This is a genomic window from Bacillus sp. AFS029637 (genome assembly GCF_002584985.1).
GTDB lineage: Bacteria > Bacillota > Bacilli > Bacillales > Bacillaceae_G > Bacillus_A.
Genome location: NZ_NUPZ01000010.1, coordinates 65,296 through 82,790, shown reverse-complemented (window position 1 = coordinate 82,790; position 17,495 = coordinate 65,296). Strand labels below are relative to the sequence as shown.

General features: G+C 37.6%; 17 protein-coding genes and 1 pseudogene. 5 read left to right on the top strand and 13 right to left on the bottom strand.

Going from position 1 to position 17,495, the window contains the following annotated elements; genetic code table 11:
* Nucleotides 1-111 precede the first annotated feature (111 nt).
* From COE49_RS02845 to COE49_RS02810, 8 genes and pseudogenes are all read right to left on the bottom strand, one after another.
* Complete coding sequence (locus COE49_RS02845) at nucleotides 112-1,680, bottom strand: amidohydrolase (protein ID WP_098945696.1); 1,569 nt, start codon at nucleotides 1,678-1,680, stop codon at nucleotides 112-114.
* 71 nt (nucleotides 1,681-1,751) lie between these two features.
* Nucleotides 1,752-2,183 (bottom strand): VOC family protein, encoded by a 432-nt coding sequence (locus COE49_RS02840; protein WP_088232207.1) that lies wholly within the window; start codon nucleotides 2,181-2,183, stop codon nucleotides 1,752-1,754.
* A 104-nt stretch (nucleotides 2,184-2,287) separates the two neighbouring features.
* Entirely contained in the window at nucleotides 2,288-3,874 is a 1,587-nt protein-coding gene (gene mbcS / locus COE49_RS02835) for an acyl-CoA synthetase MbcS (protein ID WP_088232208.1), read from the bottom strand.
* A gap of 176 nt (nucleotides 3,875-4,050) precedes the next feature.
* Nucleotides 4,051-4,245: an alpha/beta-type small acid-soluble spore protein gene (locus COE49_RS02830; protein ID WP_088232209.1), complete on the bottom strand. Its 195-nt coding sequence runs from the start codon at nucleotides 4,243-4,245 to the stop codon at nucleotides 4,051-4,053.
* 80 nt (nucleotides 4,246-4,325) lie between these two features.
* Nucleotides 4,326-5,540 carry a tRNA uracil 4-sulfurtransferase ThiI gene (gene thiI / locus COE49_RS02825; RefSeq protein ID WP_088232210.1) on the bottom strand — a complete coding sequence of 405 codons (1,215 nt, stop codon included), beginning with the start codon at nucleotides 5,538-5,540 and terminating at the stop codon, nucleotides 4,326-4,328.
* A gap of 6 nt (nucleotides 5,541-5,546) precedes the next feature.
* Nucleotides 5,547-6,689, bottom strand: coding sequence for a cysteine desulfurase family protein (locus tag COE49_RS02820; RefSeq protein WP_098945695.1), 1,143 nt, complete (start codon nucleotides 6,687-6,689; stop codon nucleotides 5,547-5,549).
* Nucleotides 6,690-6,921: 232 nt separating this feature from the next.
* Entirely contained in the window at nucleotides 6,922-8,631 is a 1,710-nt protein-coding gene (ezrA, locus tag COE49_RS02815; protein ID WP_088232212.1) for a septation ring formation regulator EzrA, read from the bottom strand.
* Between the two features lie 393 nt (nucleotides 8,632-9,024).
* A pseudogene (locus COE49_RS02810) lies at nucleotides 9,025-9,831 on the bottom strand (LysR family transcriptional regulator); the annotation flags it as partial.
* Between the two features lie 124 nt (nucleotides 9,832-9,955).
* Here COE49_RS02810 and COE49_RS02805 point away from each other — a divergent pair.
* A complete protein-coding gene (locus COE49_RS02805) occupies nucleotides 9,956-10,900 on the top strand; it encodes a DMT family transporter (protein WP_088232214.1) in 945 nt (314 codons plus the stop codon).
* 11 nt (nucleotides 10,901-10,911) lie between these two features.
* On the opposite strand, the gene refZ is transcribed toward COE49_RS02805, so the two are convergent.
* The gene (refZ, locus tag COE49_RS02800) at nucleotides 10,912-11,550 is read right to left on the bottom strand and encodes a forespore capture DNA-binding protein RefZ (protein ID WP_088232215.1); all 639 of its coding nucleotides are present in this window, start codon (nucleotides 11,548-11,550) and stop codon (nucleotides 10,912-10,914) included.
* 147 nt (nucleotides 11,551-11,697) lie between these two features.
* On the opposite strand from refZ, the gene COE49_RS02795 reads away from it, so the two are divergent.
* The gene (locus COE49_RS02795) at nucleotides 11,698-12,177 is read left to right on the top strand and encodes a GAF domain-containing protein (protein ID WP_088232216.1); all 480 of its coding nucleotides are present in this window, start codon (nucleotides 11,698-11,700) and stop codon (nucleotides 12,175-12,177) included.
* A gap of 62 nt (nucleotides 12,178-12,239) precedes the next feature.
* Here the strand turns inward: COE49_RS02795 and megL are convergent, their stop codons facing one another.
* Entirely contained in the window at nucleotides 12,240-13,415 is a 1,176-nt protein-coding gene (gene megL / locus COE49_RS02790; RefSeq protein WP_098253191.1) for a methionine gamma-lyase, read from the bottom strand.
* 399 nt (nucleotides 13,416-13,814) lie between these two features.
* On the opposite strand from megL, the gene rpsD reads away from it, so the two are divergent.
* The gene (gene rpsD / locus COE49_RS02780) at nucleotides 13,815-14,417 is read left to right on the top strand and encodes a 30S ribosomal protein S4 (RefSeq protein ID WP_071710345.1); all 603 of its coding nucleotides are present in this window, start codon (nucleotides 13,815-13,817) and stop codon (nucleotides 14,415-14,417) included.
* A gap of 216 nt (nucleotides 14,418-14,633) precedes the next feature.
* Here rpsD and COE49_RS27485 read toward each other — a convergent pair whose 3' ends face one another.
* From COE49_RS27485 to COE49_RS27900, 3 genes are read right to left on the bottom strand one after another with little or no spacing between them, the layout of a single operon-like run.
* On the bottom strand, nucleotides 14,634-14,780 hold the full coding sequence (locus COE49_RS27485; RefSeq protein WP_170933782.1) for a hypothetical protein: 147 nt from the start codon (nucleotides 14,778-14,780) through the stop codon (nucleotides 14,634-14,636).
* Complete coding sequence (locus tag COE49_RS27480; RefSeq protein WP_170933783.1) at nucleotides 14,777-14,926, bottom strand: hypothetical protein; 150 nt, start codon at nucleotides 14,924-14,926, stop codon at nucleotides 14,777-14,779. Before COE49_RS27480 ends, COE49_RS27485 begins: the two co-directional genes overlap by 4 nt.
* Nucleotides 14,927-14,964: 38 nt before the next feature.
* A complete protein-coding gene (locus COE49_RS27900; protein WP_088232343.1) occupies nucleotides 14,965-15,177 on the bottom strand; it encodes a hypothetical protein in 213 nt (70 codons plus the stop codon).
* Between the two features lie 54 nt (nucleotides 15,178-15,231).
* On the opposite strand from COE49_RS27900, the gene COE49_RS02770 reads away from it, so the two are divergent.
* Nucleotides 15,232-16,857: an EndoU domain-containing protein gene (locus tag COE49_RS02770; RefSeq protein WP_088232218.1), complete on the top strand. Its 1,626-nt coding sequence runs from the start codon at nucleotides 15,232-15,234 to the stop codon at nucleotides 16,855-16,857.
* Nucleotides 16,858-16,877: 20 nt separating this feature from the next.
* Nucleotides 16,878-17,192, top strand: coding sequence for a hypothetical protein (locus tag COE49_RS02765; protein ID WP_098356947.1), 315 nt, complete (start codon nucleotides 16,878-16,880; stop codon nucleotides 17,190-17,192).
* The last annotated feature ends 303 nt before the right edge of the window (nucleotides 17,193-17,495 follow it).

Here is a 17,495-nt window from a genome sequence, read left to right as displayed (position 1 = left end):
CCGACAAATTATAATTTGTCGGTTTTTTTATTTACCTGGATTGACGCGGGTCGCAGCCTCTATTATTCGATAGCTATTCTTTTCATTTTCCATCGATAAGTCGATATATTTTCACGCATCTTTTCTATACACAATCTCCCCATCAATGACGGTCATTTCTGCTTGTACCTCTTTTATTTCTTCTGCCTCGATTTCAAATATGTCACGGTCTAATATTGTAAAGTCCGCTTCATATCCTGTTATAATTTGCCCCCGCTTTGCTTCTTTTCCGATTGCATAGGCACTTCCTGCTGTAAATAAAGAAATAGCCTCATACACTGTTAGTCTTTCTTCTGGCATATAACATACACCATCAATAAAACTTCTACGTGTAACAGCGCTGTATATACCTAAGAAGGGGTTTACTTGTTCAATTGGTGCATCAGAGCCACCGTTACAGTGCAATCCCGCTTCTAGTAGCGTCTTCCAAGCGTACGCATAACGAAGACGATGCTTTCCTAACTTTTCAATCACTGACGGGAAATCTGATGACACAAAGACAGGCTGAATATCGATAATAGCCGGCAAATGTTTCATTCGTTCAATCAACTCTTCACGAGCAAGCTGACAATGAATAATGCGGTCACGTAATCCTTTTGCTGGCGGATGTAATTCGAGTGCATCAATGACGTATTCAAGTGATAAATCACCAATTGTATGAATAGCAACTGGCATATGTAAATCTCGTGCTTTTTTCACTAGCTCCGCAAGCTCTTCACGTGAAAAAATTGCAACGCCATTCGTTCCCTTCTCATCTTCATACGGTTCACTTAATAAAGCTGTTCTTCCGCCAAAAGATCCATCCGAAAAAATTTTCATCGCACCAAATTCAATATAGTGCTCATTTTCATATTCTTTTCGTTCATTCGCTACTTCATGGTGAACGAGTAAGTGCGCTTTAAATGGCATTTCTTTTATGACATGAGAAAACGCATTATATGTTTTTCTAAAACCACCATAATAATTTAAATCTTCCGTATGCCCGCCGGTAAGTCCATATTGCCAACAGTCTTTAATCGCTGTTTGCAGAGCTCTTCGTAAATAAGCTTCATCAATTTCAGGTTGCACATGTTTAATTAATTCTTGCCCTTGTTCATATAAAAGTCCTGTTAACTTATTTGATGAATCTCGGCCAATTTTTCCGCCTTTTGGTTCTTGCGTCTCTGCTGTTATGTTCGCTTCTTGCAATATGTATGAATTCACCCATGTCACATGGCGACAAACGCGCTTTAATAAAATGGGATGCTCTTTTGAAATTGCATCTAAATCACATGCATGAACGTTCTTTGTATCTGTAAAATTATTTTCATTCCATCCTTCTCCAATAACCCAAGACCCTTTTGGCGCTTCTTCTACTCGCTTTTGAACAAGAGTAAGCACTTCGCTATAAGATGTACAACTTGATAGGTCTAGACGAAGTAGCCTCTCCCCATGACCAATAAGATGCATATGACTATCGACGAGACCTGGAATCATCGTTTTTCCTCTTAAGTCGTATAACTTCACTTCTGAATATCGGTTTTCTAACTCTTCTTTACTCCCGACATCAACAATCATACCGTTTTCAACGTAAATCGCATCTACTTTTTCGTTTTTTTCTCTCATTGTGTAAATGGTGCCGCCGTACCAAATTTCTCCCATATATCCCATCTCCTTTATTTTTTATTGTATAGAAAAAAGCACCATTTCAAAACATGGTGCTTTTCTAAAAATTACTTTTGCTCAGTAGTAGACGTTGTAACTTGCCATTCAATATTAAATTTATCTTTCACTTGTCCGTATGCTGGGCTCCAGAATGTTTCTTGAAGTGGCATAATAACCTCGCCACCTTCTTGTAACTTATCAAATACTTCTTTCGCTTTTTCCGCGTTACTAATTTGAATTGCGATTGTCACTTGAGATCCGATCGCATGCCCTTTACCTGGGAATGTATCAGAAATCATCAGTTCCGTATTGCCAACTTTTAAAGTAGCGTGTAAAACGCGCTCTTTCGCTTCAGCTGGAATCGGGTATTCTGGATTTTCAGGCATGTCACCAAACGTTTGCATGACTTCTACTTTTGCATCTAACGCCTCTTTGTAAAACTGAACAGCTTCTTGCCCACTACCATCTAAAACTAAGTAAGGATTAATACCTAAAATCATACGGACACCTCTTTTTTAAAATTTATAAAATCGAACTAATGTTCGTTTTTATAATATCATACGTTTTACATTTCATTCAACTATTTCCTTCACTATTTTCGAAATTATTTTGAAGGAATCTCCATCTCTTGGTTTCTCAGCTCAATGCGGCGGATTTTTCCAGAAATTGTTTTTGGTAGTTCATCTACAAATTCAATTTTGCGAGGGTATTTATATGGTGCAGTAAGTTCTTTGACGTGTTGTTGCAGTACTGGAATCAACGTTTCTTCGTTCTTTTCTATATTCTCTCTTAATACGATAAATGCCTTCACGACACTTCCGCGAATTTCATCTGGACTTGCAACAACCGCACATTCTCTTACGTATGGATGTTTTACAAGTGCATCTTCGACTTCGAACGGTCCAATTGTATAACCGGAGCTAATAATAATATCATCTCCGCGTCCTTCAAACCAGAAATAGCCATCTTCATCTTTCTTCGCTTTGTCACCGGTAATATAATAATCACCACGGAATTGCATCGCTGTGCGCTCATCGTCTTTATAGTACTGTTTAAAGAGGGCTGGTGTTTCAATGTGAACAGCGATGTCACCAACTTCTCCAAGTTGTACAGGAACTCCTTCTTCATTTACGATATCAACATGATTGCCTGGCGTAGGTTTTCCCATTGATCCTGGTCTAATGTCCATCCCTTTCATTGTCCCTACTAGTAATGTGTTTTCCGTTTGTCCATAGCCATCTCTGACTGTAATATCGAAATGCTTTTGGAACGTTTCAATGACTTCTCTATTTAACGGCTCACCTGCTGATACAGCGCTATGTAACGCTTCTAAGTTGTACGTATTTAAGTTTTCTACCTTGGCCATTAATCTATACTCAGTTGGCGTACAACAAAGCACATTCACTTTATTATCATCTAATAAATTTAAATACGTTTTCGGTTCAAATTTACCATGATATACAAATCCCGTTGCCCCTGATCCAAGAGTTGCTAGAAACGGGCTCCAAATCCACTTTTGCCAGCCTGGACTAGCTGTTGCCCATACAACATCATTCTCTTCAATTCCGAGCCAATTTGGGGCGCTCGTACGTAAATGAGCGTATGCCCACGCATGTGTATGAACGACACCTTTTGGGTTTCCTGTCGTTCCTGACGTGTAAGATAAAAAGACCATGTCTTCTTTATCTGTCTTCGCCATTTCTAGCTTGTCGCTTTCTGTTTCTAATGCTGTTTTTAAATTCATCCAGCCATCTACTGACCGCTCGCTCAGGACGAATTTTTGAAGAGATTCCATCGCCTCTATGTCATCAAATTGTCCAATGTACGGTTCATAACTTACAATCGCTTTTACTTCCCCATGTCCAATGCGATATTCGATATCTTTTTTGCGTAACATTTCTGAACTCGGAATTACGACAAATCCCGCTTTAATCGCAGCAATATACGTCATGTACGCTTCAACTAAGCGCGGCATCATAATGAGAAGCTTGTCCCCTTTTTGCAAGCCACTTTTTATAAAAGCGTTTCCAATTTTATTCGCACCTTGCATTAATTCACAATATGTAACTTCTTGTCTATTCCCTTTATCATCTTGCCAAATTAAAGCAAGCTTCTCTTTATCACCTGTATATTTCTCTATTTCAGAAACTAAGTTATAAGACGGTGGCGCCAATAATTCCTCTCTCTTCATAAAATTCCCTCCTTTATTTCTATGCCTCCCTTATATAATAAAGAATTTTCAGTCAATTTTGAACCCTCTTCTTTTGACAAATTTTTTACGTCTATGTCGAATTAAATGTATAACGATGCAAACGACAAAAAGAAAGAGCGGGAGAACCCGCTCTTTCTAAGCCATCATATATGGGATTATTTTTGGAAACCGCCTAATTGTTGCTCAGCTAGTGAAACTAGACGTTTAGTAATTTCGCCACCAACAGAACCGTTAGCGCGAGATGTTGCATCAGCTCCAAGTTGAACACCAAACTCTTGAGCGATTTCGTATTTCATTTGATCTAATGCTGCTTGAGCACCAGATACTGCTAATTTATTGTTGTTTGCCATGTTGTATCACCTCCTTGTGAGTATAGAGTGTGATAAACAACATGACTTCATACATATTTTAGATATGGTAATTTATGGTTTTAGAAAAGTTCTTCGAATTTTTCTTCTTCCGCAACTACTTCTACTGTTTGTAAGATCATTGTTTCTTTGTTTGCTACAGCTTCATCGATTAACGGTGTGAAATCATATTTCGCTTCAAAACGGTTTGCTTTTTCACGCTTCGGTTTTGTAGCTGGGCTTGCTGGTGTGAATACTGTACAGCAATCTTCGTACGGACGAATTGAAATATCATATGTGCCAATTTCTTCAGCGATTTTAATAATTTCTAATTTATCCATCGTAATAAGCGGACGAATAACTGGGTAGTTTGTTACTTCGTTAATCGTATGCATACTATCTAACGTTTGGCTTGCTACTTGTCCAAGACTTTCACCAGTCGTAATTGCAAGTGCGTTGCGCTCTTCTGCGATACGCTCTGTAATACGCATCATCATACGGCGCATAACCGTCATTGAATAGCTAGATGGAATTTCTTTATTAATCGTTTTTTGTACTTCTGTAAATGGAACAAGGTGAAGCGTTACACGTTTACAGTACTTCGTTAACTCTTGTGCTAAATCGATTACTTTTTGTTTTGCACGCTCGCTTGTGAAAGGTGGACTATGGAAGTGAACTGCTTCCACAGATACGCCGCGCTTCATCGTTAAGTACGCTGCTACCGGGCTATCAATACCACCAGAAAGAAGTACCATTACTTTACCGCCAACGCCAACTGGTAAACCGCCAGCTCCCATGCGCTCGTCGCACATAATGTAGCTATAGCCACTGCGAATTTCTACGCGTACATTTACATCTGGATTATGAACATCTACTGTAATATCTTCTGTATTTTCTAGAATGTACCCACCAATCTCAGGTAGTAATTCCATCGTTCTCATTGGGAAATGCTTATAAGAACGGTGTACAGTAATTTTAAATGTTTTCACATCGCCTTTTACTTGTAAGAAAGCTGCTAATGCACCTTTTTTAATATCTTCTAATTCTGATGGTACTTTCATTGCTAGGTTAAACTTATGAATACCAAATACATCTTGCAATCTTTCAGAGATTGCTTCATGGTCTTCACCATTTAATTGGATGTACATGCGGTCATGTGTTGCATCGATTTTAATATTTGGGAACTTTTTCAGTTTGAACTTCACGTTATCTTTTAATGTGCTTACAAACTTAGAACGGTTCTTACCTTTTGTCGTCATTTCTCCGTAACGCACTAAAATATATTCATATGTCATCATATTTCTTTACCTCATCACTTCATATAATTTTGGCATTGTCTCTTTTACAATACCTTCAAATTGTTTTACTTCTTCCATCGTGTTTTCTGGTGCCAAACTAATACGAATAGCGCTTGCAGCTGCGGCATGCGGTACGCCCATTGACACTAACACTCTGCTCACTTCATTTGCTTTTGAAGAACAAGCAGACTTTGTCGATACATAAACACCGTGTTCTTCTAAAGCATGAACGACCACTTCCGGTTTTAAACCAACAAATGATACATTTAAAATGTGCGGTGCTGCATATGCAAGCGACGTATTAATCGTTACATCTTCCATCTCTTTAAAGAAACGTACAAGCTCTGTTTGTAAACTTTGCAAATGAGCTATCTTTTCTTTCACTTGTTCCATCGTCATGCGAAGTGCTTTCACCATCGCTACAATGCCCGGTAAGTTCTCTGTACCGGAGCGATACTTAAGCTCTTGTTGACCACCTGATAAGATTGGATCTAATCTTACGCCATCACGTACGTAAAGAAGTCCTGTTCCCTTTACGCTATGAAATTTATGCCCAGATATTGAACAAAGATCAATATGAGAAGCGTATAAATCAAGTGTTACTTTTCCTATCCCTTGTACATGGTCCACATGGAATCTTATTTTCGGATAATTCGATAATAACGTTCCAATTTCAGCAACAGGCTGAATTGCTCCAGTCTCGTTGTTCACATGAATAATTGACACAAGAATCGTATCTTCACGAAGCGCTCGTTTTACATCTTCTACCGATACAACACCATGCTCGTTAACCGGTAAATATGTTACATCAAACCCAAGCTCTTCTAATTGCTTATATGCTTCAAACACAGACGCGTGTTCAATATTCGTTGTAATGATATGTTTGCCGCGCGAACGATTCCTCATCGCAATCCCTTTAATCGCAAGGTTATTCCCTTCCGTTCCACCTGATGTGAAAATAATTTCAGAAGGTTTAACGTGAAGGAGCTGCGCTGCAATTGTTCTTGATTGTGTTAATAGACGCTCTGCCTCTCCTCCTAGCGAATGAATAGAAGAAGGATTTCCAAAATATTTTCCAGCAACCGTTACGTACGATTGAAGGGCTTCTGGATATGGCTTCGTCGTCGCACTATTATCAAAATAGATCATCGTTCTTCCCCTTTCAGCGCTATCACATCATATAATCATATCACAAATACGTGTAATTACGCTAAGACTACTCAAAGGTTCCGTTTTATCTCGATTGATGAAGGCTAATAATTAGTGGGATGCCCCTACTCATTATAATTTCACTTTCTTTTCAAACGAACAACCTTACTGTATTCCGCTATTCATTATAGCAACATCGCCCTTAAAATTACACAAAAAAACAAACCCTTTATTAAAGGGTTTGCTCATTGTCTACATATTCAGCTATTTTTTGAACAACACCAGGTTCAAGTTGCTCTAGTACAGAAGCCGCTTGTTCTAAAGCTGCATCGTATTGATATTCGCGGAATAATTTCTCCGCATAATTTAAGCTCTCTGCAAGATTCTCATCGTGACTGCGGTAACGATTACCGTATTGAATTAATTTTTCAACTAAATATGCTTGTCCAATTAACTCTTCTGTCATTTCAGCTACACCATTAACAGTTTTGTATGCTTCTTCTAAACTACTATTTACAGCATTCATATTTAACGGCTTCACTTCTAATTGATCATAAACAGCTTGCATCGCCATTTGTCCTCTTTGTAAATCTTCCATAATGCTCTCTGGAAGACCTGGCAAATTTGATTTTTGCATAAAGCGCTTCGTTTCTACAATTGTATTTCGCATTTCTTGTAATTTCTCACGCGCTTCAAATTCTTCTTTACGCATCGTTTGTAGCATTTCTTTATACTCTGCATGAAGTACTTTCAACGTTTCACATTGCTCATAAATCTCTTCTAGTTCCTCACGAATAATAGAGAAAGCAATATCTTGCTCAGCAACGCGTAATTGCAGTACTTCAAAACGTTTCGTTAAAATGTGCATTTGCTTTTCAATTACTTTTTGAGACTCAATGTCCTTATCTTGTAATTGATAGCTTTGTTTCACAAGTTGTGTTTCTGCTTTCGTTTCAATCGTTTCAGTTCGGATTTCTTCTAAATCTTCATAAACAGAAAGTGTTTTTTGCTCCACATAATGTCTCGCATGTACTTCTTGTTCAAGTTGATCATAGAAACCATCTAAACGAGTTTTTAAGTTTTCTACTTTTTCAGCTGCTTCCGTTATGTGCAGCTCCTGTATATCCATTAAACATGTGTGTAGTTGTGTCGTCATATCGCGTACTTCTTTAGGAATTTCCAAATACTCTAATACATAGCCTTGTCTTACCATATCATTATGGCCGTGCAATAAATCTTCCAGCTGAACTGGTAATGTCGCCTGACATTCTACCAATAAATCTGGAATTTGGTGAATAATGATTTCTAAATCCGCTAAACCTTCTTCCAAACTAATAACGATTTCTCTCGCTTTTAAATAATCGCCATTATCTGTTGCTTCTTCAAAAGTTTTAAATTTATTAGATTCAGCATCTAGCATTTCTTCAATTTTCTGTTCAGCAGCTCCATACATATGTCTATGTGCTAGAACACTCTTTTTCATACTACGATATGTATCACGTAATCCTTCAATTTCCGAACTATTTTTCTCATGGCTTTCTAACAATTGCTGTAATTCATTTAAAATGTCAGTAATACGATTATCAGCGTCATCTAAACCACTTATGGATTCATTCATCGCATGCTTTGCTTTTCGGAAGGAGAATTGCGAGGCGAATTTTCGCGCTTGCGCTAAATCTTTTTCAGCTTTCGGAAGGGTTGTTGATACAATTTCATCCCATTCTTCACGCCATTTGCCAAACAGTTCTTCTGTTTGACCCGTCATATTTAAATCTTTTACCCGTTTTAGTTCATCTGCCACAGGCTTATCTTTTATTTCTTGTTTCCACTGCTCCAGTGCCGCAATATCTTTATATGAACGATTTCTTATCACAAGCTCTATCATGAGCAGCACTAGAATAGAGCTTACTACAATGATAACGATCGTCAGGATAGAATCCATGCAAAAAAGCCTCCTAGTTATATCTCTTTTTTTGTCCGTTCCGTTTATGAAATGGAAGGCATTATGTATAAAAAGGGAATTCCCCTATATTTAACAACTAACAATGTACTAATCATACCATGTAATGGCGTGTTTTTGACCTAGTTTTTTTTAAAATTTCATGTTTCTTTCAATGCAGACGTAATCTTTTTCAATATTACGTTTGCATTACCTCTTATCATCAAATGAATGCCATAAAGTGAAACTTTAATCAGTGTGTGGGGGGCCCCCCACTAATTATCAGCCCTCACCAATCGGGCTTTTACGGGCAGCCCGACCCCCACCTAACTTCTTTGCTTTCGCTGAATTTTGAGGTGGGGTCTTACTGCCCGGCAAATAGCGAGATAAAGAGCCTTCTTCCCTATGTGATATGAAATAAATTTTGCGCATGAGTGGGGGTTCAACAGAAATCACATGTACATTCCCTTGCCTTACCGCTTGCTCTACCGCCATTTCTGGAAGTAACGTAATACCAAGACCAGCTTTTACCATTGCAAGCATCGGTTCTGCATAAGATGTTTCAACAGCTATAGTTGGGTTTACACCTATATCGTGAAACATGTTCATAATCATTTTCCGTACATCACATATTTCTGGATATACAATTAACTTGTCGTTTTGCAACTCTTCCATTTGAATGACCGTCTTCTCTTTGTACGGATGGTTATTTGAAACGGCGCAAACGATTTTTTCTTCTCGCACTTCTTTTATATACGTAGCGTCTTCTACTACTGAATCAATGAACATCGCTTCAATCTCCCGCGCTTTAAATAATTCCCTTAATCCTTTCGTATGCTCGATTTTCCACTCTACTTCGAATGCATCACCTAATATATCTTTACACTCTGATATGTAATGCTCGGCTAAACTTGGTAATATACCAATTGAAAGTTTCCGGTTCTCTTGATACCCCTTCATTTTCGTTCTCACTTCATGTATTTGTTCCAAAATCGGTAACATTCTTTGTATAAATAACTCTCCCGCCTCTGTTAACTCCACTCCTTGAGCAGAACGCTTAAGTAACGTAACCTCTAAATCCGCTTCTAATCTTTGAATTTGTTTACTAAGCGCTGGTTGAGAAATATGTAAAAGCTTACTCGCCTTTGATAAACTTCGCGTATGCTTTACTTCTATAAACGATCGTACTGCCTCTAAATCCATCGTACACACCTCTAACAAAAAGTTATAACTGCTATAAAAAATTGATATTTCCTCTTAGAAGAAATCAATCTTTATACTTATTTCATCAACTTACTATAACGAAATGTAAAGGGGAAAGATACTCTTGAACAAAAAACAAATGCTACTCGGATCCACCCTATGCTTACTCGCTGTAATCGCTTGGGGATTTATGTTTCCCGTAATGGCGAATGCTTTGCAATTTATAGATCCGTTCTTCTTCACCACTATCCGATATGGATCAGCAGCTATTATTTTCCTTATACTTCTCTTAATCGCTGAAGGAAAACATTCACTCCGCTTAGAAAAACGAACACTTTCGTTATTCTTTTATGGAACAGTCGGTTTCGCAGGATACGGTTTTCTCGTTTTTTATGGTCAACAACTTGCTGGGCCTGCTGGAGCAATCCATGCGGCGATGATTCAATCTCTTATGCCACTCATCGCCTTATTATTACAGTGGATAATAAAAAACAAGCGCCCACAAAACTACACATTTCTTTGTATGTTCGTTGCACTATTCGGTGTTATGCTTGTCATTTCGAAAGGAAATATTCACTTATTATTTGGAGCAGCAAGTCACTTCTCCACGAATATACTCATGTTATGCGGCGTTACTTGTTGGGTCATTTACACGAACGGTGGTGCACAATTCCCGTCTTGGTCACCACTTCGATATACGACATTAACTTGTTTATTCGGCTCGATTTCACTCGTTTTTATTGTCACTGTATTAACATATACAAACGTAATTACTGTACCGTCACTACGTACAATCGTAAGCGTTCGTTTTGAACTCTTTTACATGTCGATTATTGCAGGCGTTATCGCTGTATTTTGCTGGAACACAGGAAATCGCTATATTTCAGCAATTAACGGCATATTATTTATGAACTTAGTTCCTGTACTTGCTCTTATCGGTTCCATCTTCCGAGGTTATACAGTCGACAAAATTGAAATTGCTGGCGCCTCATTAACAATTATTGCGTTATTATGCAACAATGTATGGCAAAGAAAAGAAACTACAAAAATCCCCACCTCAGTCCATTAGGTGGGGATTCTTCACATATGAACAGCTCTTGGCCATTCATAATACGTATTCGTTTTACACAACGCTTGTTCCATCCATTGCTCAATTTCTTTCGTGTACATTTCTAAGAAGAATGTCTCAGACGGAAACGAATGCAATACTTCTGATATATATTGCGGATATAAAAACGGCATATTCATCATGCCTTTTAATTGCGTCATAAACATTGTAAAAGATACCTTTTGAAACTCTTGTTTCGTCTGCCCTTGTCTAATAATTTGCTCTATATAATATCTTTCTTTTGAAAAATAAATCGTCATCACTTCACGAATTAATGTCGTATCAAGCGAAAGCTCTCGGTAGAAGAAACGTGTTAGCTCTCTATTTTCAAATTGATATCGTAAAATCCCGCGCACCATTTGCACCATCACATCTTTAGCCGGTAAATACTCTCTCTGTTCAAATGACGTTTCAATTACATGAATATATCCTTCTAAAAAATCAGTAATAAGCTGTTCTAATAAACCTTGCTTTCCAGCAAAATAATATGAAATATTCGCTACATTCACATCCGCTCGCTTTGCAATGTCTCGCACCGACGTTCCGTCATACCCTTTCGTATTAAACAACGATATTGCCGCATCAATTACTTTTTGTTTCGTCTGTTTCATGCGCTCACTTCCTCTCACTGAACAGCTATAGTTTAAATTTCTTGACTTTTAAGACAAATTCCTTTAATTTTCTATCGACAAAGTCATGTGAAATACATCGTATTTTGCTAATATTTTACACATCTCGATAAAAAGGGAGTTGTTTCCATGTTTACTAAAGAAAGTTATGCAGGATCTCGTGAACAGCAATATGAGACAGTAATTAAACAACTGGATGCATTATTAACTGGCGAATCAAACGTAGTCGCAAACTTATCAAATGCGTCCGCATTATTAAACCAATTTTTAGATCGTGTGAATTGGGTTGGCTTTTACGTAACAGAAGGAAATCAGCTTGTTCTTGGACCATTCCAAGGAATGCCTGCTTGCGTGCGCATTCCATTTGGGCGAGGCGTTTGCGGCGCGGCAGCTGAAACGAAAACAACGCAGCTTGTAGCAGATGTTCATCAATTCCCAGGACACATCGCTTGCGATAGTGCTTCTAATTCAGAGATCGTTGTACCGATTATGAAAGAAGGAACTGTCATCGGTGTACTTGATATTGACAGTCCCGAAAAAAATCGTTTCGACGAAGTAGATCAGCACTATTTAGAAAAGTTTGTGGAAACACTCCTAAAACATATGTAACAAGAAAAGAGCGAGCTATCGATTCAGTACATCACGTACGAAACCGATAGCTCGCTCTTGTTTTATTGATTCACAGTAGATATTTTCTTTAACGCCTGTTCTAAGTCAGAAACGATGTCCTCCCACGATTCTAAACCGACAGATAAACGTATTAAATTATCATAAATCCCCATTTCTTGTCTTAACTCAGCTGGAATCGCAGCGTGCGTCATCGTCGCTGGATGCTGAATTAACGTTTCTGTATCTCCTAAACTGACCGCAATCGTAATAAAGTGTAAATCATTGATAAACGCTTGCGTCTCTTCTTTCCCGCCTTTTATTGAGAAAGAAATAACACCGCCGCCCCGCTTCATTTGGCGAGATGCTAACTCCCCTTCTGGATACCAAACACCTTCTACCGCGTCATGATTTTTTAGAAACGATACAATTTTTTCTGCATTATCACAATGGCGATCCATTCTTACAGCTAACGTCTTTAATCCGCGTAACAATAACCACGCATCAAACGGCGCCATAATACCGCCGATATCTTTTCGCATCGGGCGAATTTTTTCGGCTAACGCCTTCGTTTTACAAATCGTTACACCCGCTACTACATCGCCGTGGCCACCAATATATTTTGTCGCACTATGCACAACAGCGTCACAGCCAAGTTCCAGTGGTCTTTGTAAATAAGGTGAACAGAACGTATTATCAACAATAACAAGTAAGCCATTTCGCTTCGCAACCCGAATCACCTGTTTTAAATCAATTAATTTCATCGTCGGATTAATCGGTGTTTCAACGAAAATAAGCTTTGTATTGGGGCGAATCTTACTTTCAAGATCTTCTTCTGTCTCCATATCACAAAACGAATGTGTAATCATAAATTTCTCTTCTAGCACTTCTAAGAAGCCGTACGTACATCCATATAATCCATTTGAACAAATAATATGATCTCCAGCCTTTAAAAAACCAATTAAAGTTGCTGAAATAGCTGCCATACCGGATCCGAAGGCAAGCGCTTCTTCTCCTCCTTCTAACACCGCCATACGTTCTTCAAATAATTTCACAGTTGGATTTCCAAGTCTTGAGTAAATATAAGATGGATCCACTCCCGCAAAACTCGCCTCGCCTTGCTCCGCCGTCTCAAATGTAAATGTAGACGTTTGAAATAAAGGTGGTGTTAAACTTCCTTTATGTTCCTCAGATGTATAACCGTGATGAATTAACGCTGTCTCCATATGCTTCTTTTTCATAAAAACATCCCCTTTTATGTTTTTATTGCCGCATATCCATCAACAAAAATTTGATGAACGTTTTTACTACATTTTATGTAAGCGTTTTACTTGTGTTTCTATCTCTTCTTTTATATTGTTTTAAATTCCTTCTTGTTAATTTCCAAAATTTATATGCATAAAACAAAAACGTACTCGCTTGACGAAACTCTAGGTAAAAGATATAATAGCGTTTGTGTAAAATAAAAAGGCAGCCTTGTAATGTGAGTTTATCGTTTGTATTTTGTTCCTCTACGGAGGTGTATCTCGTAACTCCCTGCTGCTGGAGCGAAGGTACATGAAAACAAAATGCCCGTAAATATCGATTACGTCTGTTTTTATTTTACGTAAATAAAAACATTTTTAAAGGAGGAGTCAACTATGGCTCGTTATACAGGTCCAGCTTGGAAACTGTCTCGTCGTCTTGGAATCTCTCTAAGCGGCACAGGAAAAGAATTAGAAAAACGCCCTTACGCACCAGGTCCTCACGGTCCTAACCAACGTAAGAAACTTTCAGAATACGGTTTACAATTACAAGAGAAACAAAAACTTCGTCACATGTACGGCATGACTGAGCGTCAATTCCGTCGCACATTTGACCAAGCAGGTAAAATGCCTGGTAAGCACGGCGAAAACTTCATGATCCTTCTTGAAGCTCGTCTTGACAACTTAGTTTACCGTATGGGCTTAGCTCGCACTCGTCGTGCAGCTCGCCAATTAGTAAACCACGGTCACATCACAGTTGATGGATCTCGCGTAGATATCCCATCTTACCGTGTAAAACCTGGTCAAACTATCAGCGTTCGCGAAAAATCTAACAGCCTTGTTGTTGTTAAAGAAGCGATCGAAGTTAACAACTTCGTACCAGAATACTTAACTTTCGATGCTGACAAATTAGAAGCTACTTACACTCGTCACGCTGAGCGCGCTGAGTTACCAGCTGAAATCAACGAAGCATTAATCGTAGAGTTCTACTCTCGTTAATTCAATCGCTTAGTAGATGACAGTATTAAAAACCCTAGAAAAAGCGTTATTACAACGTTTCTAGGGTTTTTTCTATTCTCATGCTTTGTAAAATACCCTAAATAAAATTAATGATTTGGGGGAGGTTTTTTGGGGGACTTTTGGGATAAAATAAGCGTGGGCAAATGCTATTTCCCCTAGATTTTTATATGCAACTTAGTATAAAGATTACTTCATTTATTTTTCATTTTTAATCGTTATATCCCCCATTGTTAGTGACGTAATTTTAATTATTTTACCATGCTTTCTAGATAAAACACTTTCAAAAATAGGCTTTAACTTACGAACCTTTTCTTCTGTTATTTCAATGGTCCATTTAGTCATATTCTCCCATCTTTCTCAGCTTCCTCTTCAGCTTTACGTGCTGCCAATATACGTGGTACCGAAGTTCTCATAAAAAATTCCGCCATTTTTAATGCTGTTTCATCACTTGGCGGATTATCTAACACAGTTCGTTCTTTTCTTTCCATAAGAGCAACTCACCTTTCATTTTCGATACGGATAAGTTTTACTTTGAGGATTTTTTACCTCTTTTCTTTTTATCTCCTTTGTAAGTGAGTATCGTACACAACTTACCATCTTCCAGAACAAACTTTCTATCATAATCCGCTAAAATTTCCTCACGATTTATTCTTTCTATTTTTTCACCAACTCGCCAGTATCCTGCACGAAGCAGAAACTCAGAATAACCTTCTGGAATAGGGAATTTAGAGGATGTAATATTTACATTTTCATCCTTAAATCGGTATGATTTACTTGTTGAGGAAGGGAATTTATGAGTTTAAACATGTATCTAGGAGAAGTACATACCCAAACACAAAGCATGAATGCTGTATGTACGGCTACCATTCAAGGCATGGAACAAGCCATTCAGTCGATTGACGCTTTTGCAGTTGATACTGTTCTACAAGGACAAACATATAGCAGTGCAAAATCATTTTTTGTACAAACCTTTCGTCCTTTAGCACAAGGGATCATTTACTTATGTGAAGAATTAATCCGTCAGAATGATGCCTTTCCAAGTCAATTTCAATCACAGGTAGCTTCAACCGATGTAATCGAACAAGAAATACTAGAACAAATTCGAGGGATTGACCGAATGAGAGCAGGTGTTGAAGGGATTAGTAATGTCCTTCCAGCTATGCAAGCGATGATGAGTATTTGTGATATGATGAAACGGAAACTGCAAGAAAAGTTAGAACACCTACATGAATTCAATTATACTTCTAGTAGTAATTATGATACAGCACTCCAACTAGCCACTAGTATTGCTACGGGGCTTGCAGAAGTACAAAGTGGAAAAGGTTTTAGTCCTACAAGTGGTACATTTAGTACACAAGGGTTGAATATGGAATGGGCAACGTCTATTCAAGCGATAGAAGAAGATAGGGCACGTAAAGCGGACAATTCGATTAAAGATGGAGAAATGTGCGGTAGGCTAGAGGAGAAATCTCCGATTAGAAAGGCTTGGGACGATAAGGTAGACGATGTAGTTAAAATGTTCGAAACAGTAAAAAAAATGTGGAATGGTACTGTAATCGGAACAGGGAAAGCTGTTGAAGATGAAATCAAGTCCATGGAAGCTTTAAGTAATATGGATATAGGAACTTTTATTAATGTTACATATGCGATTTTACATTTGGATGAAACGACAAAAAATATGTGGCATACATTTTCAAGTACTGTGAAACGAGATATTATAGATGGAGATGCAGAGAGCATTACACAATGGACTACTTATGGATTAACCCAAATAGGCATCGGTCTAATTCTCGATAGGGGACTAGGTAGAGCAGGCCTCGTCACAAAAGGAGCAGGTGGAGCAAGTACATTAGCTAAAGGTGTAACGCTAGTAAAAGAATTGAAGCAAGTATCGGAAATTTTACAATCTTTTAAGAAAGATGTTTCTTATGCTTTCTCTGGTGGAAATGGTATACGATCTGGATTTGATACACCTGATTTTAGACAAGCTAACAAGATTACCATACCTGAAAGCAGTATTAAACATTCAGATATAGGTGACTTTACAACAAATCCTAAAACAGGTGATATTTCAAAAATGAAGGGTGGAGGACATGGACAAAGTAATATTGAATTCTTAGAAGAAAACAATATGGATTATGAAATAACTAAAGTATACGAAAACGGTGTTAGAGTAGGTAATGTTCCTGAACACAAGGTGAAAAGAAAAAGAATAGGTTCAAATCAATCATGGTTTCCCGAAAACTGGACAGATTCTGATATTGCAGCGGCAGGTGCTAAGGTTGCTGAATTACCCGAATTTTCCAGCGCAGAAAATGGTGTGACTATTTTCGGAGAGTATAATGGGGTTAGGGTTGGAGTTATAAAAACAAATGGAGAAATAGGGACTATTTTCCCAGATGCTACTCAACAACCGTAGATAGAGTTTGGAGGATTAATATGAATATAGAAAATAAAATGCAAGTTATATTAGATAAAAGAAAAAAATTAAATTTAAATGATGATTATGGAATACAAAAAAGTTGGAATGAAATAATAGAAGTTCTCTCAGAAAATGAGGAAAATACTATAAGATATTTAGAGAATTGTAGTAAAGAAGATTTATATTGGATAAGTGAAGTTTTTGAAGATATTGCAGAAATTGTGCAAAGTAAAGAATTTATTAATTGTTTAAGAAAATTAGATAAAAAATTTCCAGAATTAGAAATGACAAAGGATATTGATATAGCAGAAAGTTATATAGAAAACCTTTAAATTAAATGGTAAGCCGCCCACCTAAAAATGAGCGGCTTTCTTCATTACCTAATTCATTTTATACTGTCTTATTTGATCTAATGTTAACATTTCGTTTCAATGCTAATAATACATTAGAATTATCATTTCTAAATTTAGAACGTGTACCTTCTTTTACACCTTTCAATGTAATAAATAAACATATACTAAATAAAAAAGTTTACTGATTATATACCTCAGTAAGCTTTTTATTGAATATGGATAAGTTCGTTTTGTCATATATTAATACCTTTAATCAATTTATAAAACGCAATATTTACAGTC